We start from the raw sequence: 23,014 nt of genomic DNA on the forward strand, positions 1-23,014 counted from the left end.
CCACAAGCACCCACACGAATTGCTTGATTCAGTTGTTAAAGAGCGGTTGGTTAAGATCTTTCGTCTCAACCGAGGCGCGCATTCTACAGCAGCCTCATTTGCTGTCAAGTGATTATTTTAAGAAGTTTTCAAAGTTTCCTTTGTAACTTCAACCACTTGCGCTTCCGATCTCTCGTTAGCGGGAGGCGAATTCTACAGCGTTACACGCTGCTGTCAACACCTCTTTTTCTCCGCTTTCGACCGAGAAGATCGAAACGTTAATAGAGCCAAACAACCCTGCTCTACCAACTCCTTCCAGGCTTCGATGAACTGAAGCAGGCCGCTGTCGAATCTCGTGTAACTCTTTGTTTACCAAGGAGTTTTCCGTTTCGACTGCGCCGGAAGTGGGGCGAATTATAGACGTCCAGGATTTGCCGTCAAGGGTTAATTACGCTTTTGTTGCAGAAGGTGCTTTTTTCGCAATAAGGCGCGGAATTCGCCGCATCACCGGCGGTATCCGCAGGACAAGAAGCAGCGCACCTATAGAAGCATAGATAGCCCACTCCTTCAGATCCGCCCGCACGATCCACAACATATGCAGCAAGCCAAGCCCAAGCACGCCATACACCAGGCGATGCAACTTCTTCCAACGGCTGCCCAACCGACGCTGACTGTAGCGATTCGACGTCAGCGCCAGCACCAACAAAGACAGGAAACCCAGGGCCCCCACAATAATGTAGGGGCGCTTACTCAATTCCACCCCCAGCTGCGACCAATCCAACCCCAGGACAAACACACAATATGCCGCCAGGTGCAGCACCACATAAGCAAAGCACCACAACCCCAACTGGCGCCGCACCGCGATCCACCCTGCCCAACCGCTCAACTTCTGCAACGGTGTCATCGCCAGGGTAATCAGCAGCAGGATCAACGTGCCCAAGCCCAGCCGGTCAACCAGCACCTTGCCTGGGTCCGGCCCCAAGGCAGAACGCCACGCTTCGTACAGCCAGAGCAACGGCCATACCGCGGTGGCGATAAACACGCCGATGCGCCAGATCGGGAAACGCATCAGTAGTTCTTCCGCAGGTCGAGGCCGGTATAGAGCGCCGCCACCTCATCCGAGTAACCGTTGAACATCTGCGTCTCGCGCACATTCGGGCTGAACAGACCACTCGGCAAGCGCCGTTCACGCGCCTGGGTCCAACGAGGGTGGTCGACCGTCGGGTTCACGTTCGCATAAAACCCGTACTCATTCGCCGCAATACTTTGCCAGGTGGTTTTCGGCTGCTCGCTCACCAAGCTGATACGCACGATGGACTTCACGCTCTTGAAGCCATACTTCCATGGCACCACCAAACGCAACGGCGCGCCATTCTGGTTAGGCAACTCGCGCCCATACATCCCCACCGCCAGAATCGCCAGGGGATTCATCGCCTCATCCAGACGCAGCCCTTCTACATAGGGCCAATCGATCAAGCCAAAACTCGAGCGCTGGCCCGGCATGCTTTTTGGGTCCTGGAGGGTTTCGAAGCGGATGTACTTGGCTTTGGAAGTCGGCTCAACCTGCTTGAGCAACGCCGAAATGGGAAAGCCCATCCATGGAATGACCATCGACCACGCCTCTACACAGCGCAGACGGTAGATTCGCTCTTCCAATTGATACGGCTTCATGAAGTCTTCCAGGGCGTAACGCCCCGGCTTTGCGACCTCGCCATCGATCACCACACTCCAGGGCTCGGTCTTGAGCGAACCTGCATTCGCCGCAGGATCGCCCTTGTCCGTGCCGAACTCATAGAAGTTGTTGTAGTGGGTCGCGTCCTTGAACGGGGTGATGGCTTCGTCCTTGACGGTTACCGCCTGCCATTTCGTACCCGGCAGTTTTTCGGCAAACCAGCCTGGCGCCTTGCCTGGCTCGACATCCGCATAGCGCGCGGCATCGTCAGCGCTGGCCCAGCGCGGCAAGCTGCTGGCGGCAACACCGGCCAGCGCACCACCGAGCAAGCTACGGCGAGACAGGTAGAAGGATTCAGGAGTGACGTCCGATTCATGACAATCGGACGCTTTGGGCAATTTGATTAACATGGCAACTCCGCAGCATTGGAGAACTGATGCACCAATAGACTGCGGAGTATGGGGGAAATTACATTAAGGCAATGTTTTGTCCCGACGCAGTTGCAGCAGATACTGAACTGGCCCGGAAGCGGCATACACCAGGAACACCAGCAGCAGAATACGCGGCGGATCGCTGAAGACCACGGCGAACACCAGCACCACCGCAAGGATGGCCACGAAAGGCACGCGCCCCTTGAGGTCGAGCTCCTTGAAGCTGTTGTACTTGATGTTACTGACCATCAGCATGCCGGCGGCCGCAACCATCAAGGCCACCAGGAACGACATCTTCGATCCCTGGATGCCGTAGTCACTGAACGCCCAGACGATCCCCGCCACCACGCCCGCAGCAGCCGGGCTGGCCAGGCCGATGAAGTAACGCTTGTCGGCGGTCCCCACCTGGGTGTTGAAGCGCGCCAGGCGCAACGCGGCGCCCGCGACATAGATGAAGGCCACCATCCAGCCGACCTTGCCCATGTCACCCAGGGCCCAGGCAAACGCCAGCAACGCAGGCGCGACACCAAAGGCAACCATGTCCGACAGCGAGTCATACTCGGCACCGAAGGCGCTTTGGGTATTGGTCATGCGCGCCACGCGCCCATCGAGACCGTCGAGCACCATGGCGACGAAGATGGCGATCGCCGCAAAACCGAAGTACTTGCTGGCACTCACCGCATCACCCGCCGCCAGCGCGCTCTGGGCGCTCATGGAGTTGATGATGGAGTAGAACCCGGCAAACAGGTTCGCCGTAGTGAACAGATTGGGCAGGAGATAGATGCCGCGATGCCGGACCTTGCGGCCTTCCGCGTCATGCCCTTCTTCAACATGTTCATCGATCGGTAGCAGGCTATCGGCGTCAGAAGCCTGGTTTGGCTCTTCGGGACGTTCGCTCATGGACTTTACCTTGCAACGGTGTGAAAAAATTCGACAGATACTTGCGGCGAGTGTTCGCCCGCAAACGATGCAGCTTTATACCAGAACCAGCCACCCAAACGAAAAAACGCGGCCTAAGCCGCGTTTTTTCTAGATGCATCCGACTTAGTTTTTGGCTTTGTCGACGATCTTGTTGGCACCGATCCACGGCATCATGGAGCGCAGTTGCTCGCCGATGATTTCGATACCGTGAGCGGCGTTGTTACGACGCTTGGCGGTCATCGAAGGGTAGCCGGTAGCGCCTTCGCTGATGAACATTTTGGCGTATTCGCCGTCCTGAATGCGTTTCAGGGCGTTGCGCATGGCCTGACGGGACTCGGCGTTGATCACTTCCGGGCCAGTCACGTACTCGCCGTATTCGGCGTTGTTGGAGATCGAGTAGTTCATGTTGGCGATACCGCCTTCGTACATGAGGTCCACGATCAGCTTCAGTTCGTGCAGGCATTCGAAGTAGGCCATTTCCGGCGCGTAGCCGGCTTCGACCAGGGTTTCGAAACCGGCTTTGACCAGTTCAACGGTACCGCCGCACAGAACGGCTTGTTCGCCGAACAGGTCGGTTTCAGTCTCGTCCTTGAAAGTGGTTTCGATGATGCCGGTACGACCGCCACCAACGCCGGCAGCGTAGGACAGCGCAACGTTCTTGGCGTTGCCCGACGCGTCCTGGTAGATCGCGATCAGGTCAGGGATACCGCCGCCTTTGACGAACTCGGAACGCACGGTGTGGCCCGGGGCTTTCGGCGCGATCATGATCACGTCGAGGTCAGCGCGTGGCACGACTTGGTTGTAGTGGATCGCGAAGCCGTGGGAGAAGGCCAGGGTGGCGCCCTTCTTGATGTTCGGCTCGATTTCGTTCTTGTACAGCGCGGACTGGAACTCATCCGGGGTCAGGATCATGACCAGGTCGGCAGCGGCAACGGCAGAAGCAACGTCAGTCACTTTCAGGCCGTGGGCTTCAGCCTTGGCAACAGTGGCCGAGCCTTTGCGCAGGCCAACAGTCACGTCAACGCCGGAATCTTTCAGGTTGCAAGCTTGCGCGTGGCCCTGGGAACCGTAGCCGATGATGGCGACTTTCTTGCCCTGGATGATCGACAGGTCACAATCTTTATCGTAATAAACTTTCATGAGGTTCCTCTATATATCCAGGCCTTAAGGCCATTCACTAATTTGGGTTAGATGCTGAGTACTTTGTCGCCACGGGCAATCCCGGTGACACCACTGCGTACGGTTTCCAGAATCGAGGCCGTCCCGATCGACTGGATGAAGCTGTCCAGCTTGTCGCTTGTACCGGTCAATTGCACGGTATAAACGCTGGCGCTCACATCGACGATCTGCCCGCGATAAATGTCGGTAGTACGCTTGATCTCGGCACGTTGGGCGCCCGTGGCCTTGACTTTAACCAGCATCAGCTCGCGCTCGATGTGGGCACTTTCCGACAGGTCGACCAGCTTGACCACTTCGATCAGCTTGTTGAGGTTTTTGGTGATCTGCTCGATCACCTCATCGTGGCCCACGGTGGTCAACGTCAGGCGCGACAGGGTCGGGTCTTCGGTCGGTGCCACGGTCAGGCTTTCGATGTTGTAGTTGCGTTGCGAAAACAAGCCGACAACACGAGACAGAGCGCCGGGTTCGTTCTCCAGAAGCAGGGAGATTATGTGCCGCATGATTAGGTACGCTCCGTCTTGTTCAGCCACATGTCACGCATAGAGCCGTCTTTGATCTGCATCGGGTAGACGTGCTCGCTGGTATCCACCTGAATATCGATGAACACCAGGCGATCCTTCATGGCGAACGCTTCTTCCATCTTCGGCTTCAGATCTTTCAGATCGTTGATGCGAATACCGACGTGGCCGTAAGCCTCGACCAATTTGACGAAGTCGGGCAGCGATTCCATGTAGGAATGGGAGTGACGACTACCGTAGCTCATGTCCTGCCATTGACGAACCATGCCCAACACGCCGTTGTTCAGGCACACGATCTTCACCGGAAGGCCGTACTGCAGGCACGTCGACAGCTCCTGGATGTTCATCTGGATGCTGCCTTCGCCGGTGACGCATGCAACGTCGCTGTCCGGGAAGCTCAGTTTGACGCCCATGGCCGCAGGGAAACCAAAGCCCATCGTGCCCAGGCCACCGGAGTTGATCCAGCGGTTAGGCTTGTCGAACTTGTAGTACTGCGCGGCGAACATCTGGTGCTGGCCCACGTCGGAGGTCACAAAGGCATCGCCCTTGGTCACTTCGCACAGGGTCTCGATCACGGTTTGTGGCTTGATGATGCTGCCGTCGCCCTTGTCATAAGGGAACAGACCGCGGTCACCGCGCCATTCGTCGATCTGCTTCCACCAGCTGGCGACAGCTTCTTTGTTCGGCGTCTCGCCGATTTCCTTCAGCGCAGCGACCATTTCGGTCAACACGCTTTCCACCGGACCTACGATCGGCACGTCGGCCTTGATGGTCTTGGAGATGGACGCCGGGTCGATGTCGATATGGATGATCTTGGCATTCGGGCAGAACTTGCTCGCGCCGTTGATCACCCGGTCATCGAACCGCGCGCCCACGGCCAGGATCACGTCGGCGTGGTGCATGGTCAGGTTGGCGGTGTAGCTGCCGTGCATGCCGAGCATGCCGACGAACTGACGGTCCGTACCCGGGAATGCGCCGAGGCCCATCAGGGTGTTGGTCACCGGCAGGTTGAGCAGCTTGGCCAGTTCGGTCAACGGTGCGGAACCGCCGCCCAGAATCACGCCGCCGCCCGAGTACAGCACCGGACGCTTGGCCGCCAGGAGCATTTCTGCCGCCTTGCGGATCTGCCCCGAGTGCCCACGAACGGCCGGGCTGTAGGAACGCAGCTTGGCTTTCTTCGGGAAGACGTATTCGAATTTCTCGGCCGGGTTGGTCATGTCTTTCGGGATATCGACCACTACAGGGCCCGGGCGACCGGACTGTGCGAGGTAGAACGCCTTTTTCATGACTTCCGGGATTTCCGAGGCATGCTTGATCATGAAACTGTGTTTCACGATCGGCCGGGAGATACCGATCATGTCGGTTTCCTGGAATGCATCGGTACCGACCATGGTGCTAGCGACCTGGCCGGAAATGATCACCATCGGGATGGAGTCCATATAAGCAGTCGCGATGCCGGTAATGGCATTGGTTGCGCCTGGACCGGACGTTACCAGTACCACGCCGGCTTTACCGGTGGCACGGGCATAACCGTCAGCCATATGGGTTGCAGCCTGTTCGTGGCGAACCAGGATGTGGGTAACAGCCGGTTCCTTGAACAGTGCGTCATAGACGTGCAGCAGAGCACCACCAGGGTACCCGTAGATATAGTCAACGCCTTCGTCACGCAAAAAGCGGACGAGCATCTCACCGCCAGATAAAAGCTCCACGTTGTTCACCTCTAAAACGCCAGAATACCGTCCGTTAAAAACCGACGGGTCTTAATAGGTTTACTTCTCAACAGAGCATGAGCGACGGTGGTCGCCGACTACGTCAGCACTGACTGAGCAAGTATTGGGATCGTCCCAAGTGTTGCGGGCTCTTCCCACCCAGCGCGAGGTAACGCGTTGCGGGTGTAACAGGTCGGCGCGGATGTGCGCCTCATGATCTGCTGAGCGGGCCTGCTTCTGGCAGTCCCGATACAGCGGACTTTGGATTCTTCTGTTTCAGGCCCTTCAAGTCAAGCAATAATTGCGCTTTTTTCCAACTAAGCGCATGAGAACGTAGAAGAAAGGGCTTTGAGGAGGGATAAAACTCGCCTGAATGTCGTCAAGCGGTAGAAATGTGCGCAAGACTGCCGGAAAAACCGGCAGCCAGGCAATTAACGAGCGTCGACGATCAATTGGTCGAACTTTTTCAGCGCATTGCGCAAACCCTGGCTTTCCAGCGGCCGGTCGGTGTAGACCATCTCGGCCATCTCCATGATCCCGGAAGCATTTGGCAACGGCAGGTTCTGTTCGAGGATCTGCTTCATTCGCACCAGGAAGATCCACTGCAGCCACTGGTGGAAGTCCAGGGTGTCGACCGAAAAGGGCTCGACGCTGCTGAGCGCCTCGGCGCTGGGGGACACCTCGTCCCACCAGCCCTGCAGGCGCAATTCGCGCTCAATCAGCAACAGCTGTTCGGCAATCGCTGGAAAACGCGCATCCATCAGAGGCTGACCTTGGCTTTCTGCCGAGCCTGGGCGGCACCGGCAGCGTCGCCTTGTGCGGCACGCGCATCACCGATCAAGGCCCACAGGCTGGCCTGCAGGTCAGGACGGCCGTTGGCCAGGGTCAGGCCGCGACGGGCGAACTGTTCGGCTTGCGGCGCATCGCCCTGGGCCATCCGCACCTGGGCCAGGCGATACAGCACCTGCGGTTCACGCGGCGCAACGCGCTGGGCGCGCTCGAGGCTCGACGATGCACCGTTCAAGTCGCCACCGGCCTGCTGTTGCTGGGCAGTGGTGAGCAAGGCCAGTACCGGGCCGTCCAGTTGCTCGTCAGCCGACAGGCCGCCCGCGCTGGAGGACGACGGAATGCCGCTTGGCGTCGACGGCATGGTGTAGGTGTTCTGGTTGATCGGCGCGGCCTGGACCGGCGTGGAGTCAATCGGCCCCGACGTGCTAGGCCCTGGCGTCCACGGCTCGGCGCTGATCGGCGCCGATGTCGCGGCACCGGCGCCCGGCACCATCACCACCACACCCGAATCCTGCGGCACGGCGCGGGTCGCGGCCTGGGCAGGACGCTTGGTCACGGTCTGACGGAAACCGCCATTGGCCGAGATCCGATCGTTATTGGAGACGGTTGTGCTCGAGTCCACCACGGGAATGGAGCCGCGCTGAACGCTGGAGCAACCGCCGAGCAAAGCCAGAGCTGTAATAGCTGGAATCCACCACTTGTTCACTTGAAACCCTCTTTGCTTAATTCATCCAGCCCTTGACCCAATCCATCACCGATTCCGCGCTTGCAGGGGCACTGCCACCGCACGCGGCACCGGGAGGTGGTTCGCTGCCGCGAATATACGGCATCTGCACCGCGCCCGGACAGTTGGCATCGGAGCCCTGGCCGGTGTGCGGATCAATCCAGGCCTGCACGATGTTGTCCGGCTGCGGCATGCTCAGCGGCAACGGATCGGCCTTGCGCATGAAACTGGTCCAGACCTGCAACGCACCGGTCGCGCCGGTGAACGGCGTCTTGCCGTTGTCATCACGCCCCAGCCAGACCACGGCCAGCACATCCTGACCGAAGCCGGCGAACCAACTGTCACGCGAATCGTTACTGGTACCGGTCTTGCCCGCCAGTGTCAGGTTGGAAGGCAGGACCTTGTACACCGAGCTACCGGTACCTTCACGCATCACACGCTGCATGGCGTTCTGGATCAGGTAGATGGAGCCCGCGTCGAAACGCTGCTGAATCTGGAACGGATAGCGCTTGAGCGGCTCGCCTTCGGCCGTCAGCACGCTGCGAATGCCGCGCATCGGCGTGTTGAAACCGCCGTTGGCGAGGGTCTGGTACATGGTCGCCACTTCCATCGGCGTCATGGCACCGGCGCCCAGAAGCATCGATGGGAAGGCCGGGAATTCGCGGGTGATGCCCAGGCGCGCGAGGGTCTTGAGGACGTTCGGCACGCCCACTTCGAGCCCCAGGCGCGAGGTCGAGATGTTGTAGGAATGCGCCAGCCCCTGGTACAGGAACACCGTACCGTGAGAACGACGATCGAAGTTCTGCGGGGTCCAGACCTGGCCGTCAGCACCTTTGACCGACAGCGGGTCGTCCGACAGCCAACTGGTCAGGGTGTATTTGCTCGGTTTTTCCAACGCCGTCAGGTACACCGCCGGCTTGACCAGCGAGCCGATCGGCCGCACCGCGTCCAGCGCACGGTTGAAACCGGCGAAACTGGCCTGGCGGCTGCCGATCATGGCCTGGACTTCACCGGTTTCCGGGTTGGTCACCACCATGGCTGCTTCGACTTCGTCGGAGCCTTTACGCCCCGCCAGACGCTTGAAGGTGTCGTTGACCGACGCTTCGGCTTTCATCTGCAGGATCGGGTCGAAACTGGTGAAGATGCGCAGGCCTTCCTCGGTCAAGTCTTCGTCGCGGTAGTCTTCACGCAACTGGCGTTTGACCAGGTCGATAAAGCCCGGGAAGGAGCTGTCCGCCAGCTTGCCGCGGGTGGTCACGCCCAGTGGCATTTTCTTCGCCGCAGCAACCTGTTCCGCCGTGGCCACGCCCTGCTGCTCCAGCACGTCGAGCACCAGGTTACGCCGCTCAAGCGCGCGTTCAGGATTGCGCCGCGGGTTGTAGTAGGACGGCCCCTTGACCATGCCCACCAGCAACGCGACCTGATGCAACTTCAGCTCGGACAGCGGCTGGCCGAAGAAGAACTGGCTCGCCAGCCCGAAACCGTGGACCGCGCGCTGGCCGTCCTGGCCGACGAACACCTCGTTGAGGTAGGCCTCAAGGATTTCCTGCTTGCTGTAATGCAGCTCCAGCAGCATCGCCATCATGGCTTCGGTGAGTTTACGGGTCAGGCTGCGCTCGTTGGTGAGGTAGAAGTTCTTCACCAATTGCTGGGTCAGCGTACTGCCGCCCTGGGTCATTTTGCCGCCGGAGGTGTTGACCCAGATCGCACGGGCAATGGACTTCGGCGACACGCCCCAGTGGCTGTAGAAATCGCGGTCTTCCACGGCAACCAGGGTTTCAAGCAGATACGGCGGCACCTGATCGAGCTTGATCAGGATGCGATCTTCCAGGTTCTTCGGGTAAATCCCGCCGATCATCAACGGTTCCAGGCGCACCACGGGCAGCTTCGAGCCATTCAGCGACGACAGCTCGGCCACGTAGTCGCCGGAGAAGCGCACGCGCACCGGCTGGGGTTTTTCCAGGCCTTCATAGAACTGGAAGCCGCGGGTGTTCAAGTCCACGGTATTGCCGCTGACAGCCGCAGCGCCGGGACCATTGCTCACAGGTTCGCGGCGGTAGCCCAAGGCGTCGAGTTCGGTGAGGAAGTCATCCTTGCTCAGCTTCTGGCCGGTGAACAGCTCCAGCGGACGGGCGTACACCTTGGCCGGAATGGTCCAGCGCTTGCCGGAGAATTTTTCCTGGACCACGGCATCGAGGTACACCGCAAAGCCAGCGAGCACCACAAGACCCACCAGGCTGAGCTTGAGCGCCCAGCCCAGCCACGGGCGCAGGCCGCGGGAAGGAGGTTTTTTACGGGAACGGGGAGATCGGGTTCGAGTCATGGCGGCGGATTATACGCACTTTATCGAGGATCAACATGAGCCGGACAGCGGTTTGCACAGCAGGCGTCAGCAGCCATAATGCCCGCCATGATTTCCCCTGACTTTGAAGGATCGCCCGTGAGCCAGCCCCTGATTGCCGCCCTGCAGAACCCGGCTTTATACCCCCATCCGGTTGAAGCGTTCCAAGTCATCGAGACCCATATTTCCTGGGTCATACTGACCGGCCCTTACGCTTATAAACTGAAGAAACCGGTGAACTTCGGCTTCCTGGACTTCACCAAACTGGAAGATCGCGGGCATTTCTGCAACGAAGAGCTGCGCCTGAACCAGCGCCTGACCAAAGATTTGTATCTTGAAGTGTTGCCGATCACCGGCACGGCCGAAGCGCCGCAATTGGGCGGTGACGGCCCGGTCATCGAATACGCGCTGAAAATGCGTCAATTCCCGCAAAGCCAGTTGCTCAGCACCTTGCAAGCCAACGGTGAGCTGACCAGCGCGCACATCGACGAGATGGCCAAACAGATCGCGCACTTCCACCTCACCGCACCGAAAGTGCCGCAAGAGCACCCGGCCGGCACCCCGGACGAGGTGATGGCACCGGTACGCCAGAACTTCGATCAGATCCGCCCGTTCCTCAGCGACAAAGCCGACCTGCTGCAACTCGAAGCCCTGCAAGCCTGGGCCGAAAGCAGCTTCGAACGCCTCAAGCCGCTGCTGGCACAGCGCAAGCACGATGGTTTCACCCGCGAGTGCCACGGCGATATCCACCTGGGCAATGCCACCTTGATCGATGGTCACGTGGTGATCTTCGACTGCATCGAGTTCAACGAACCATTTCGCTTCACCGACGTGTACGCCGACACCGGCTTCCTGGCCATGGACCTGGAAGACCGCGGCCTCAAATCCCTGGCACGCCGGTTCATCAGCCAGTACCTCGAACTGACCGGCGACTACCAGGGCCTGGAAGTGCTGAACTTCTATAAAGCCTACCGCGCACTGGTCAGGGCCAAAGTCGCGCTGTTCAGCATGCCCAGCGAAGCGAGCCCGGTGCAGCGCGCCACCACCCTGCGCCAGTACCGCAACTACGCCAACCTGGCGGAGAGCTACAGCATTATTCCGTCGCGCTTCCTGGCGATTACCCACGGCGTTTCCGCTGTAGGCAAAAGCCACGTGGCCATGCGTCTGGTGGAAGCCTTGGGCGCCGTTCGCCTGCGTTCGGACGTGGAGCGCAAGCGCCTGTTTGGTGAACAACAGGTGGAAAACACGCCCCAGGCCGGCATCTATGCTGCCGACGCCAGCGCGAAAACCTACGCCCGCCTGAACGAGATCGCCGAGACCGTGCTGCGCGCCGGGTTCCCGGTGGTACTGGATGCGACCTTCCTGAAACGCGCACAACGCGATGCCGCCGCCAAAGTCGCCGAAGCGACGGGCGCGCCGTTCCTGATCCTGGACTGCAATGCGCCGCAGGCCGTTATCGCCAGTTGGCTGGCACAACGTCAGGCAGACAAGAACGATCCGTCTGACGCTACATTGACGATCATTGAAGAGCAGCAAGCCCAACGCGAACCGCTGACAGCCGAAGAGCTGTTGCTGAGCAAGCGCGTCGAGACCAATCAAAGCGGAACCCTCGATGCACTGGTCGAGCAAATTCGCCAGCGCATGCCTGGTCTGTAAGAAAAACTTCTTGGTCGCGTCGTCACCTTAGGCGAGCGGCCAAGCAATAGCGGCACTATAATGGCGCCATAAATCCAACAGGTGTCGCTATCATGAGTCAGCCCAAGCTTCTTGATACCCCGCTCTATTCGCTTCTGCATAAAGACGATATCCGCGGTTTCAACCAGGAACGCCCCAAAGACGGCGTCATCGACATGCGCGGTGGCGACTTCCGCGGGCTGGATCTGCGCGATCTGAACGCCAGCGGCGTGGATTTCACCGATGCGTACTTCCGTTCCGCCGATTTGCGCGGGCTGGACTTGCGCGACTGTTCATTGGAAGGCGCGAGCCTGGCCCATGCGCAGATTTCGGGCACCTACTTCCCGCCGGAACTGACGGCCGACGAGATCCTCATGTCGGTCAATTTCGGCACGCGCCTGCGCTACCGCACCAAGTAACACGCCCTCCCAAGCCCCCGGTCTCGTGCAAGACGGACCGGGGACTTCGCGCCTGCCCGCAATAAAACGTCGACGCCATCCTTATAAGCTTTTGCGCCATTCCTGACCAAAGAACTACGCTTTTCCTACTGAGCGCTACACTCCTTTTCAGGCTTGCCTGGTCACGACACCCACCGCACCATTCGGCCGTCGCAAGGAGGCTCGATGAACGATGAGCTGCAACACCTGAGAAACCTTGGCAAGACCTCGGCGCAATGGCTGCATGCGGCGGGCATCCACAGTGCGTCAGACCTGCGGCGCCTGGGCGCGGTCGATGCTTATCGAGCCGTTCGCACGCGTGGCTTCCGTGCCTCGAAAGTCTTGCTGTATGCAATCGAAGGGGCATTGATGGATGTGCATTGGAACGACATTCCTGCCGAACGCAAGGAGGCGCTGAACCGCCAATTGGATGCTATCTCGGCGCGCCAGAAGAATTAGATCGACGACCCCACCCGCCGCTGACAAAGATTCCGGACAAGGGCCTGTGAAAACAAATCTTGACTCTCAAATGAGAATCGTTATGATTATCACAACTGGTCGCGAGATCAGCCGATAACTGAAAGACCATTGGTTCGGACTCTCAGATTATCTCCTCATCAGGCTAATCACGGTTATTTGACCCGGCTCTTGCCGGGTCTTTTTTTGCCGGTAAAAAGCCTCAGCGCGCAATGATCAACGGATGCCCGCGCTCCGGATGCGGCTGCACCAGCACATCCAGCCCGAAGACCGCTTTGAGCGGCTCAGGCCGCAGAACCTGTGCCGGGGTATCCAGCGCATGGGGGCGGCCCGCGTCGAGCAACAGAATCCGGTCGCAGTAACGCGCCGCCAGGTTCAGGTCATGCAGAATCACCAGTACTGCTGCGCCACGGTCAGCAAAGCGGCGTATCGCCTGCAAGGTCGTGTGTTGATGCAAAGGGTCAAGCATCGAGGTCGGCTCATCCAGCAGCAACGTCTGCCCCGCCTGCCCGGGCCATAACTGCGCCAGCACCCGCGCCAGGTGAACGCGCTGCCGCTCGCCGCCCGACAAGGCCAGGTAACTGCGACCGCTCAAGTGCCCGACATCCGCGGCCTGCAACGCGGCATCGATAATCTCGTCATCCCGCACGCGCCCGGTCTGATGGGGCAAGCGGCCCATGCCGACCACCTCTTCGACACGAAAGGCGAAATCCAGGGTTGAAGCCTGCGGCAACACGGCCAGGCGTTGCGCGCGTTGCGACCCGCTCCAGTCTTTCAGTTCGTGCTGATCCAGCCACACCTGGCCTTGATCCGGGTGCAGTTCCCCGCACAACGCGCCCAGCAACGTGCTCTTGCCCGCGCCATTCGGGCCCAGCACGCCAAGCACCTGGCCGGGCAACAGGTCCAACGTGACATCCGCCAATACGGTTTTGCGACCGCGACGAATCCTCAGCCCTTCCACTCGCAGCATCAGGCGCGCCCTCGCAACAACAGGTAAAGAAAAAATGGCGCACCAATCAACGCGGTGACGATACCGATCGGCAACTCCGCCGGCGCCAAGGCCAGGCGCGCGACCAGATCCGCCAACAGCAGCAAGCTCGCCCCCGCCAGCACCGAGGCGGGTAACAGCACACGATGATCCGGCCCGGCCAACAATCGCACCAGGTGCGGCACCACCAGGCCGACGAAGCCGATCATCCCCGCTGCCGCCACCGCCGCGCCCACGCCCAATGCGGTGCAGAACACCAATTCGCGCTTGAGCCGCTCGACATCGACCCCGAGATGAGCGGCCTCGGATTCGCCGAGCAACAGTGCATTCAATGCCTTCGCCCGCCGCGGCAGCCACAGCGCCACGCCAGCGCTCACCAGCAGCAACGGCCACAGGCGCGAATAGCTGGCGCCATTGAGGCTGCCCAGGTTCCAGAACGTCAGTGTGCGCAGGGTGGTGTCATCGGCCAGGTAGGTAAACAAGCCCACCGCCGAGCTGGCGAGCGCCGTGAGGGCGATGCCGGCGAGCAGCATGGTCGCGACATGGGTCTGGCCGTTGCGCCGCCCCAGCCGGTAGACCAGCGCCGTCACCCCCAACCCACCGAGAAACGCGCACAACGACAACAGATACGGGCCGAACACCTCCGGCAACCCACCCAGAAACGAGCCACCGACAATGGCGAAGGCCGCACCGAGTGCCGCGCCGCTGGATACCCCGACCAACCCCGGATCGGCCAACGGGTTGCGAAACAACCCCTGCATCGCTACGCCCGACAAGGCCAATACACCGCCCACCGCCAGCCCCAGCAAGGTCCGCGGCAAACGGATCTGCCCGAGAATCAGCTCCGCCTGCTCCAGGCCGCTGGCCTCGATCGGCACGCCCATCAGGCGCAAGGCCGCCCTGAGCGTATCCAGCAACGGCAGGCTGACCGGCCCCAGCGCCAATGAAAGCCAGATCGCCAGCACACACAACAGCGTCAGGCTGATAAACAGCGTTCGGGGTTTCACCAGCGTACTCATGGGGCAGACGTGGCCTGGGACGGATAGAAGTCGGCCGACAACTGCACCAGGCTTTGCGGCAGACGCGGCCCGAGCCCGCCGACCAGCAGCGTCGGGTCCACCTCAAACACCCGTGCCTGTTTAGCCGCCGGCGTGGACGCCAGGATCGGGTTCTCCTTGAACAAGGCCGCACGCGCCGCCTCGCCGGTCAGCGCACGGTCGGCAAACACCAGCACCTCGGGGCTCAACCCGGCCAACGACTCCATGGAAAACGGCTTATAACCGCTGTGGGTCGCCAGGTTGCGCCCGCCCGCCTGCCGCAACATCCAGTCAGCCGCCGTGTCTTTGCCAGCGATCAGCGGTTTGCCGCCGGCATTGCCGAGCAGCATCAACACCCCCGGGGCCTTGTGTGCGGCCTGGGCCGTGGCAACCCAACGTTTCTGCCGGTCAAGCGCCTGTTCATACGCGGTAAACAATGCATGGGCCTTGGCCTCACTGCCCAACAACCTCCCCAGGTGTTCGAGGTTGCCTTTCAACGTCGGCAAATCCGGCTGCGCCGAGAACATTTCCACCTGCACCCCGGCGTTGCGAATCTGCGCCAGCACTGGCGGCGGCCCCATTTCCTCGGTGCCCACCAGGACCTGCGGGCGCAGACTGAGAATGCCCTCGGCCGACAACTGCCGCTGATAACCGACGCTCGGCAATGCCTTGAGCGAAGCCGGATGCTGGCTGGTGGTGTCGACGCCCACCAACTTCGACTCACCGCCCAGGGCCGTCACCCACTCCGATAACGCGCCGCCAGCACTCACCCAGCGTTGCGGCAGTTCCGAGGCGTGCGCCCCAGGGTTGAGCATCAGTCCGACAACAAGCGCGATAGCGCTGGCACTCAAGCGCATAACAGGGTTTCCTTCCAGGGGCGGGGCTGCTGAAACACTCATGGATGTGACAGATACCTCTTGCCGGGCATCGTACTGAGCGCCCAGTCAGCTAACGGGCGAAGCCTGCATTTGATAATTGTTTGCATTTGAACGTCAAGGCACTTAAGGATTGGAATGAAGTTTCTCTGCCCCTCCGACACCCTCGCCCCCAACAGCAGCCGTGGTTTTGATATCGACGGGCACAAACTGTTGGCCGTGCGCCGGGATGGCATCGCCTACTTCTATCGCAATCGCTGCCCCCATCGCGGCGTCCCCCTGGAATGGCAGCCCGATCACTTCCTCGACGCCAGCGCCAGCCTGATCCAATGCGCCACCCACGGCGCGTTGTTCCTGATCGAGAGCGGCGAATGCATCGCCGGCCCCTGCGCGGGTCAAAGCCTCACTGCCCTGCCCGGCCGCGAAGACGAACAGGGCCTGTGGGTAGAACTCTAGTCGCCGAGCAGCACGTCCAAGCGGCGTTCGACGTAAATTTCCTCGGCCGTGACGCGCACACCATACGCCAGCACTTCCACCCCCGCGGCCTTGGCCTCGCGCAGGGCGGCAGCGTAGGCCGCGTCGATTTCCACGGCCGGGCGCACGGCCTCGATCCCGGACAGGTTGACGCAATACAGCTGCACCGCCCGCACACCATCCCGGGCCAGGTGCGCCAGCTCGCGTAGATGCTTGGCACCGCGCTGGGTCACGGCGTCCGGAAACGCCGCAATCGAGGTGCCATCGAACCCCAGCGTCACACTTTTGACTTCGACATAGGCCGCCCCCTCGGGGTAATCCAGGCGAAAATCAATGCGGCTGTTCTCCTGACCGTAAGGCACTTCACGCTTCAACGCGCTAAAGCCGTTGAGTTCGGTGATGACCCCGGCATGCAACGCCTCCTCAACCAGTTGATTGGCACGCGCCGTATTGACGCACGCGAGGCGGCCTTGAGGCGTCTCGGCAATTTCCCAGGTGCCGGGCAACTTGCGCTTGGGGTCAGTGGAGCGACTGAACCAGACCTGCCCGCCCTCGACCATGCAATTGAGCATCGAACCGGTATTGGGGCAGTGAATGGTCAACAACTCGCCGGTAACGGTTTCGATATCGGTGAGAAAACGCTTGTAGCGGCGAATCAGCCGCGCCTCTTCGAGGGGAGGATGAAAGCGCATCAGCCCTGCCAGCTCCGCAGCCCACGGGCGATGCGCTCTACCGCCTCTTGCAGCCGATCAAGGTTTTGCGTGTAGGCAAAGCGCACATGGTGGCCGGCTTGATAACGACCGAAATCCAGCCCAGGGGTGAACGCCACATGTTCGGTCTCAAGGAAATGACGGCAAAACGCGAAGGCATCACCGCCGAACGCGCTGATATCGGCGTACAAATAGAACGCCCCTTCCGGTTCGACGGCAATACCGAAGCCCAACTCGCGCAGGGCCGGCAGCAGGAAGTCGCGACGGCGCCCGAACTCGGCACGACGCGCTTCCAGAATGCTCAGGGTTTGCGGGGTGAAGCAAGCCAACGCCGCGTACTGCGCCATGCTCGGAGCGCTGATGTAGAGGTTTTGCGCGAGCTTCTCCAGCTCACCGACGGCATCGGGCGGTGCCACCAGCCAACCCAGGCGCCAGCCGGTCATGCCGAAATACTTCGAAAAACTATTCAGGACAAACGCATCATCGTCGACTTCCAGCACGCTGGCCGCCTCGGTGCCGTAAGTGAGGCCGTGGTAGATCTCGTCCACCACCAAATGGCCGTTACGCGCCTTGATGGCACTCGACAACCCGGCCAGTTCGTCCCGCGTCAGGATAGTGCCGGTGGGGTTGGCCGGCGATGCGACCAGCGCGCCCACGCTGTCCTGGTTCCAGTGCTTGGCCACCAGGTCGGCGGTCAATTGATAACGCACGTCCGGACCCACGGGCACCAACTGCGCCGCGCCTTCCACCAGGCGCAGGAAGTGGCGGTTACACGGGTAACCCGGGTCGGCCAACAGCCAGTGTTTACCTGGGTCCACCAGCAGGCTGCTGGCCAACAGCAACGCGCCGGAGCCGCCCGGAGTGATCAGGATGCGCTCGGGGTCCACGCTCAGGCCGTAGCGTTGCTGGTAGAAACCGCTGATGGCATGGCGCAGTTCCGGCAGGCCGCGGGCTGCGGTATAGCGGGTCTTGCCATTGGCCAGCGCGGCCTGGCCGGCCTGGATGATCGGCTCGGCGGTGGTGAAATCCGGTTCGCCGATTTCCAGATGGATGACATCATGGCCTGCCGCTTGCAGCTCATTGGCTCGCGCCAGCAACGCCATGACATGAAAAGGTTCGATGGCGCGACTGCGCGCACTGTAGGGCTGAGCCATTAGCCTTCCTTAACGGTGAGGACAAAAACAGCGATTCTACCGAACCCTCGCGGTAAAACATGCTCTATTGCCTGCCAGGCCGTCCACGATGAACCCGGCAAGCGCTTGCAAAACGACTAAAATCAACCTTCGAGACGATTCATACCCAGCCACAGCGGGTTGCTGCTGTTTGCAACCCCTGCGTGATGGGCCTCGACAACCGGGAGTGGCGCACCCTGAATCTATCTGGTAAGTTCGCCCGCTTGCAGCCGCAGGGCCGGCAGGTGTCGGTGACGTTGCAATCCTGCGCAATGGATTAGAAGAGTGAGAGGCGGTCTATTCATGTCCACCCAAGCAAAGCAACAGCAATCCCCAGGCCTCAGCGGCTTCGAACCTTACGTCACGAAGGAAGGTGAGGAGTACATGGGCGAGCCCATGCGCGAGCACTTCACCAAGATCCTTAACAAGTGGAAACAAGACTTGATGCAGGAGGTCGACCGCACCGTTGACCATATGAAGGACGAAGCAGCCAACTTCCCTGATCCGGCCGACCGTGCGAGCCAGGAAGAAGAGTTCGCCCTTGAACTGCGTGCCCGTGATCGCGAACGCAAGCTGATCAAGAAGATCGACAAGACACTGCAGTTGATCAAGGACGAAGAATACGGCTGGTGCGAATGCTGCGGCATCGAAATCGGTATTCGCCGCCTGGAAGCACGTCCTACCGCCGACATGTGCGTGGACTGCAAGAACCTGGCAGAAATCAAGGAAAAACAGGTCGGCAAGTAACCCCTGCCGAGCTGAACGAATGGGGCGTACAAACGCCCCATTTTTGTTTCTGGCGTTTAGCGATTTTCCAGTAGTATCCGGCCCATGACAGCCTCTCCCTATATCGGGCGTTTCGCCCCCACGCCCAGCGGCCACCTGCACTTCGGCTCGCTGGTCGCCGCCCTCGCCTCTTACCTTGACGCCCGCGCCAACCATGGCCGCTGGCTGATGCGTATGGAAGACCTCGACCCTCCCCGCGAAGAACCCGGCGCCCAGGCGGCAATCCTGCATGCCCTGGAAAGCTATGGCTTCGAGTGGGACGGTGAACTGGTCCGACAAAGCGACCGGCACGATGCCTACGCCAAGGTGCTGAACGACCTGTTCAACCACGGCCTGGCCTACGCCTGTACCTGCTCGCGCAAACAGCTGGAGCCCTACCACGGGATCTACCCTGGCTTGTGCCGTAATGCCGGTCATGAGCAGCACGATGCGGCCATCCGCCTGCGCGTCCCGGAGCTGGAGTACCACTTTACCGACCGCGTACAAGGCGAATTCCGACAACACCTGGGCCGCGAAGTGGGTGACTTCATCATCCGTCGCCGTGACGGTCTCTACGCCTACCAACTGGCCGTGGTGCTCGATGACGCCTGGCAAGGTGTTACCGACATCGTGCGCGGCGCCGACCTGCTCGACTCCACGCCGCGCCAGCTGTACCTGCAAGAATTATTGGGGCTGCGCCAACCGCGTTACCTGCACGTGCCGCTGATCGTCCAGCCGGACGGTAACAAGTTGGGCAAATCCTATCGTTCCCCGCCCTTGACCACGGACCAGGCCACGCCTTTGCTGTTGAGAGCCCTGCGCGCCCTCGGCCAGCAACCCGGCGACGAACTGCTGCACGCCAGCCCACGGGAACTGCTGGATTGGGGCATTGCCCACTGGGATGCGCAGCTGATCCCGCGCACACTCACGCTGGCCGAAGCGCAGTTACGCTGAAGGCGCTTGCAGCCGGCCAGGCATCCGTTACCATCGCCGCAGTTATTCAATCAGAGGCCAACATGTACATCTATCGCTTGGTCCTGCTGCTGGTCGTCGGGATCTACCTGTTTTCCCCCGCCATCATGGATTGGTGGATCGACGCCACGGGCGCCTGGTATCGCCCCTATCTGCTGTGGCTGATCCTGATCGTCGTGACTTTCATCCTGCAGAGCCAAAAAGATGCCGATGAGCTTTAGCCTCACCCAGATGCTGCTGATCAGCGCCGCCTACCTGGCCGCGCTGTTCGGTGTCGCCTGGATCAGTGAGCGCGGAATGATTCCGCGGGCGATCATTCGCCATCCGTTGACCTACACCTTGTCCTTGGGCGTCTACGCCAGCGCCTGGGCGTTCTATGGCACGGTGGGCCTGGCCTATCAGTATGGGTATGGCTTTCTGTCCAGTTACCTCGGGGTGTCCGGGGCCTTCTTGCTGGCGCCGGTGCTGCTGTACCCGATCCTGAAGATCACCCGCACCTATCAGTTGTCGTCCCTGGCCGACTTGTTCGCCTTCCGCTTTCGCAGCACCTGGGCGGGCGCGCTGACCACGATTTTCATGCTGATCGGCGTGTTGCCCTTGCTGGCCCTGCAGATCCAGGCAGTGGCCGACTCCATCAGCATCCTGACCCGTGAGCCGGTGCAGTATCGCGTCGCCCTGGCCTTCTGCGCGCTGATCAGCCTGTTCACGATTTTCTTCGGCTCACGCCACATCGCCACCCGTGAGAAACACGAAGGCCTGGTCTTCGCGATTGCTTTCGAGTCGGTGATCAAGCTGATCGCCATCGGTGGCGTCGGCCTGTATGCGCTCTACGGCGTATTCGACGGCCCGCAACAGCTGGAGTTGTGGCTGCTGCAAAACCAGACCGCCCTCGCCGCGCTGCACACCCCGCTGCAGGAAGGCCCGTGGCGCACGTTGCTGCTGGTGTTCTTCGCCTCGGCCATCGTGATGCCGCACATGTACCACATGACGTTCACCGAGAACCTCAACCCGCGCTCGCTGGTCAGCGCCAGTTGGGGCTTGCCGCTGTTCCTGCTGTTGATGAGCCTGGCGGTGCCGCTGATCCTGTGGGCCGGCCTGAAGTTGGGCGCCACCACCAACCCCGAATATTTCACCCTCGGCGTCGGCATCGCCGCCAACAGCCCGGCCCTGGCGCTGCTGGCCTATGTCGGCGGGTTGTCGGCGGCCAGTGGCCTGATCATCGTCACCACGCTGGCGCTCTCGGGCATGGCGCTCAATCACCTGGTGCTGCCGCTGTACCAGCCGCCGGCCGAAGGCAATATCTACCGCTGGCTGAAATGGACCCGCCGCGCGCTGATCGTCGCGATCATCATGGCCGGCTACGGTTTCTACCTGCTGCTGGGCGCCGGGCAAGACCTGGCCAACCTGGGGATCGTCGCGTTTGTCGCCACCTTGCAGTTCCTACCGGGGGTGTTGTCGGTGCTGTACTGGCCGACGGCCAATCGGCGCGGCTTTATCGCCGGGTTGCTCGCTGGGATTCTGGTGTGGCTGGTGACCATGTTGCTGCCGTTGGTCGGCAACCTGCAGGGTTTCTACATCCCGCTGCTGAACATGATCTACGTGCTCGACGACACCAGCTGGCACATGGCGGCGATCGCCTCGCTGGCCGCCAACGTGCTGATGTTCACCCTGATCTCGCTGTTCACCAACGCCAGCCCGGAAGAAACCAGCGCCGCCGAAGCCTGCGCGGTGGACAACGTGCGCCGCCCGCAACGCCGCGAACTGCATGCCGCCTCGCCCCAGGAGTTCGCCACGCAACTGGCCAAGCCCCTGGGCGCCAAGGCCGCGCAAAAGGAAGTCGAACAAGCGCTGCGCGACCTCTATCTGCCGTTCGACGAGCGCCGCCCCTACGCCCTGCGCCGCCTGCGCGACCGAATCGAAGCCAACCTGTCCGGGCTGATGGGCCCCAGCGTGTCGCAGGACATGGTGGAAACGTTCCTGCCCTACAAGGCGAGCGGCGAAAACTACGTCACTGAAGACATCCACTTCATCGAAAGCCGGCTCGAGGATTATCACTCACGCCTCACTGGCCTGGCCGCCGAACTCGATGCCCTGCGCCGCTACCACCGCCAGACCTTGCAGGAACTGCCGATGGGGGTCTGCTCCCTGGCCAAGGACCAGGAGATTCTGATGTGGAACAAGGCCATGGAAGAACTCACCGGCATTGCCGCGCAACGGGTCGTGGGCTCGCGCCTCAATACCCTGGGCGACCCGTGGAAGGAACTGCTGCAAGGCTTTATCAACCTGCCCGACGAACACTTGCACAAGCAGCACCTGGCCCTCGACGGCCAGACCCGCTGGCTCAACCTGCACAAGGCGGCGATCGACGAGCCCCTGGCCCCCGGTAACAGCGGCCTGGTGTTGCTCGTCGAAGACCTGACCGAAACCCAGATGCTCGAAGACAAGCTGGTGCATTCCGAGCGCCTGGCCAGTATCGGTCGCCTGGCGGCCGGCGTGGCCCATGAAATCGGCAACCCGATCACCGGTATCGCCTGCCTGGCGCAGAACCTGCGCGAAGAGCGCGAGGAAGACGGCGAAATCACCGAGATCAGCGGGCAGATCCTCGAACAGACCAAGCGCGTGTCGCGCATCGTGCAGTCGCTGATGAGCTTCGCCCACGCCGGCGCCCATCAGAACCACGACGAAGCGGTGTGCCTGGCCGAAGTGGCACAGGATGCCATTGGGCTGCTGGCCTTGAATCGGCGCAATTTCGAAGTACAGTTCTTCAACCTATGCGATCCGGACCACTGGGTCGACGGTGACTCCCAGCGCTTGGCGCAGGTGTTGATCAACCTGTTGTCGAACGCCCGCGACGCGTCCCCGGCCGGCAGTGCGGTACGCGTCAAGAGCGAGGCTTTCGAGCACACGGTCGACCTGATCGTGGAGGACGAAGGCAGCGGCATTCCACAGAACATCAAGGACCGCTTGTTCGAACCCTTCTTCACCACCAAGGACCCCGGTGAAGGCACCGGTCTGGGCCTTGCACTGGTCTATTCCATCGTTGAAGAGCATTATGGACAAATCACCATCGACAGCCCGGCTGACACAGAAAGCCAACGCGGCACCCGTATTCGGGTGACCTTGCCGCGTCATGTCGAAGCGACGTCCGCTGTGAACTGAGACCGTCGAGA

Annotated in this window: 22 protein-coding genes; 8 read left to right on the forward strand and 14 right to left on the reverse strand. The window is 61.0% G+C overall.

What is annotated here, in order from left to right; translation table 11 throughout:
- Window positions 1-427 precede the first annotated feature (427 nt).
- The 9 genes from msrQ to mrcB form a co-directional block, all read right to left on the reverse strand.
- A complete protein-coding gene (msrQ, locus tag LQ249_RS26520; protein ID WP_046382059.1) occupies window positions 428-1,048 on the reverse strand; it encodes a protein-methionine-sulfoxide reductase heme-binding subunit MsrQ in 621 nt (206 codons plus the stop codon).
- Complete coding sequence (gene msrP / locus LQ249_RS26525) at window positions 1,048-2,061, reverse strand: protein-methionine-sulfoxide reductase catalytic subunit MsrP (protein ID WP_017847455.1); 1,014 nt, start codon at window positions 2,059-2,061, stop codon at window positions 1,048-1,050. The genes msrQ and msrP overlap by 1 nt, the downstream gene beginning before the upstream one ends.
- Before the next feature lie 63 nt (window positions 2,062-2,124).
- Window positions 2,125-2,982: a CDP-diacylglycerol--serine O-phosphatidyltransferase gene (pssA, locus tag LQ249_RS26530; RefSeq protein ID WP_017847454.1), complete on the reverse strand. Its 858-nt coding sequence runs from the start codon at window positions 2,980-2,982 to the stop codon at window positions 2,125-2,127.
- Between the two features lie 144 nt (window positions 2,983-3,126).
- Entirely contained in the window at window positions 3,127-4,143 is a 1,017-nt protein-coding gene (gene ilvC / locus LQ249_RS26535; RefSeq protein WP_003212125.1) for a ketol-acid reductoisomerase, read from the reverse strand.
- Between the two features lie 47 nt (window positions 4,144-4,190).
- Window positions 4,191-4,682, reverse strand: coding sequence for an acetolactate synthase small subunit (gene ilvN, locus LQ249_RS26540; protein WP_003176102.1), 492 nt, complete (start codon window positions 4,680-4,682; stop codon window positions 4,191-4,193).
- Window positions 4,683-4,684: 2 nt separating this feature from the next.
- Window positions 4,685-6,409 carry an acetolactate synthase 3 large subunit gene (locus LQ249_RS26545; protein ID WP_046385175.1) on the reverse strand — a complete coding sequence of 575 codons (1,725 nt, stop codon included), beginning with the start codon at window positions 6,407-6,409 and terminating at the stop codon, window positions 4,685-4,687.
- A 431-nt stretch (window positions 6,410-6,840) separates the two neighbouring features.
- Window positions 6,841-7,170 carry a YqcC family protein gene (locus tag LQ249_RS26550; protein ID WP_128191749.1) on the reverse strand — a complete coding sequence of 110 codons (330 nt, stop codon included), beginning with the start codon at window positions 7,168-7,170 and terminating at the stop codon, window positions 6,841-6,843.
- Window positions 7,170-7,904 carry a tetratricopeptide repeat protein gene (locus LQ249_RS26555; protein WP_057005452.1) on the reverse strand — a complete coding sequence of 245 codons (735 nt, stop codon included), beginning with the start codon at window positions 7,902-7,904 and terminating at the stop codon, window positions 7,170-7,172. Before LQ249_RS26555 ends, LQ249_RS26550 begins: the two co-directional genes overlap by 1 nt.
- 16 nt (window positions 7,905-7,920) lie before the next feature.
- Complete coding sequence (gene mrcB / locus LQ249_RS26560; protein WP_026140090.1) at window positions 7,921-10,245, reverse strand: penicillin-binding protein 1B; 2,325 nt, start codon at window positions 10,243-10,245, stop codon at window positions 7,921-7,923.
- A gap of 117 nt (window positions 10,246-10,362) precedes the next feature.
- On the opposite strand from mrcB, the gene LQ249_RS26565 reads away from it, so the two are divergent.
- From LQ249_RS26565 to LQ249_RS26575, 3 genes are all read left to right on the forward strand, one after another.
- Complete coding sequence (locus LQ249_RS26565) at window positions 10,363-11,919, forward strand: bifunctional aminoglycoside phosphotransferase/ATP-binding protein (protein ID WP_017847448.1); 1,557 nt, start codon at window positions 10,363-10,365, stop codon at window positions 11,917-11,919.
- A gap of 92 nt (window positions 11,920-12,011) precedes the next feature.
- Window positions 12,012-12,356 (forward strand): pentapeptide repeat-containing protein, encoded by a 345-nt coding sequence (locus tag LQ249_RS26570; protein WP_017847447.1) that lies wholly within the window; start codon window positions 12,012-12,014, stop codon window positions 12,354-12,356.
- A 204-nt stretch (window positions 12,357-12,560) separates the two neighbouring features.
- A complete protein-coding gene (locus tag LQ249_RS26575; RefSeq protein ID WP_017847446.1) occupies window positions 12,561-12,833 on the forward strand; it encodes a TfoX/Sxy family protein in 273 nt (90 codons plus the stop codon).
- 220 nt (window positions 12,834-13,053) lie between these two features.
- Here LQ249_RS26575 and LQ249_RS26580 read toward each other — a convergent pair whose 3' ends face one another.
- The 3 genes from LQ249_RS26580 to LQ249_RS26590 are packed head-to-tail and all read right to left on the reverse strand — an operon-like array spanning window position 13,054 to window position 15,733.
- Entirely contained in the window at window positions 13,054-13,821 is a 768-nt protein-coding gene (locus LQ249_RS26580) for a heme ABC transporter ATP-binding protein (protein WP_046382057.1), read from the reverse strand.
- Window positions 13,821-14,804 (reverse strand): FecCD family ABC transporter permease, encoded by a 984-nt coding sequence (locus tag LQ249_RS26585; protein WP_169864297.1) that lies wholly within the window; start codon window positions 14,802-14,804, stop codon window positions 13,821-13,823. Before LQ249_RS26585 ends, LQ249_RS26580 begins: the two co-directional genes overlap by 1 nt.
- A 50-nt stretch (window positions 14,805-14,854) precedes the next feature.
- The gene (locus LQ249_RS26590) at window positions 14,855-15,733 is read right to left on the reverse strand and encodes a heme/hemin ABC transporter substrate-binding protein (protein WP_232566003.1); all 879 of its coding nucleotides are present in this window, start codon (window positions 15,731-15,733) and stop codon (window positions 14,855-14,857) included.
- 156 nt (window positions 15,734-15,889) lie between these two features.
- Between LQ249_RS26590 and LQ249_RS26595 the strand changes: the two genes are divergently transcribed.
- A complete protein-coding gene (locus tag LQ249_RS26595; protein WP_046382054.1) occupies window positions 15,890-16,207 on the forward strand; it encodes a Rieske (2Fe-2S) protein in 318 nt (105 codons plus the stop codon).
- On the opposite strand, the gene sfsA is transcribed toward LQ249_RS26595, so the two are convergent.
- Window positions 16,204-16,917 (reverse strand): DNA/RNA nuclease SfsA, encoded by a 714-nt coding sequence (gene sfsA, locus LQ249_RS26600; protein ID WP_017847441.1) that lies wholly within the window; start codon window positions 16,915-16,917, stop codon window positions 16,204-16,206. The two genes, LQ249_RS26595 and sfsA, sit on opposite strands and share 4 nt — an antisense overlap.
- Complete coding sequence (locus LQ249_RS26605) at window positions 16,917-18,089, reverse strand: pyridoxal phosphate-dependent aminotransferase (protein WP_046487535.1); 1,173 nt, start codon at window positions 18,087-18,089, stop codon at window positions 16,917-16,919. The genes sfsA and LQ249_RS26605 overlap by 1 nt, the downstream gene beginning before the upstream one ends.
- A gap of 321 nt (window positions 18,090-18,410) precedes the next feature.
- Here LQ249_RS26605 and dksA point away from each other — a divergent pair, with 321 nt between their 5' ends.
- The 4 genes from dksA to LQ249_RS26625 all read left to right on the forward strand — a co-directional run bounded on the left by dksA (window position 18,411) and on the right by LQ249_RS26625 (window position 23,003).
- Window positions 18,411-18,854: an RNA polymerase-binding protein DksA gene (gene dksA, locus LQ249_RS26610; RefSeq protein WP_017847439.1), complete on the forward strand. Its 444-nt coding sequence runs from the start codon at window positions 18,411-18,413 to the stop codon at window positions 18,852-18,854.
- A gap of 84 nt (window positions 18,855-18,938) precedes the next feature.
- Window positions 18,939-19,826, forward strand: coding sequence for a tRNA glutamyl-Q(34) synthetase GluQRS (gene gluQRS, locus LQ249_RS26615; RefSeq protein ID WP_017847438.1), 888 nt, complete (start codon window positions 18,939-18,941; stop codon window positions 19,824-19,826).
- A 62-nt stretch (window positions 19,827-19,888) separates the two neighbouring features.
- Window positions 19,889-20,065 (forward strand): hypothetical protein, encoded by a 177-nt coding sequence (locus tag LQ249_RS26620; protein ID WP_003176118.1) that lies wholly within the window; start codon window positions 19,889-19,891, stop codon window positions 20,063-20,065.
- Complete coding sequence (locus LQ249_RS26625; protein ID WP_164887002.1) at window positions 20,049-23,003, forward strand: sensor histidine kinase; 2,955 nt, start codon at window positions 20,049-20,051, stop codon at window positions 23,001-23,003. The genes LQ249_RS26620 and LQ249_RS26625 overlap by 17 nt, the downstream gene beginning before the upstream one ends.
- Window positions 23,004-23,014: the final 11 nt, after the last annotated feature.

It is taken from the genome of Pseudomonas sp. 7-41 (genome assembly GCF_021233075.1).
Lineage (GTDB): Bacteria > Pseudomonadota > Gammaproteobacteria > Pseudomonadales > Pseudomonadaceae > Aquipseudomonas > Aquipseudomonas veronii.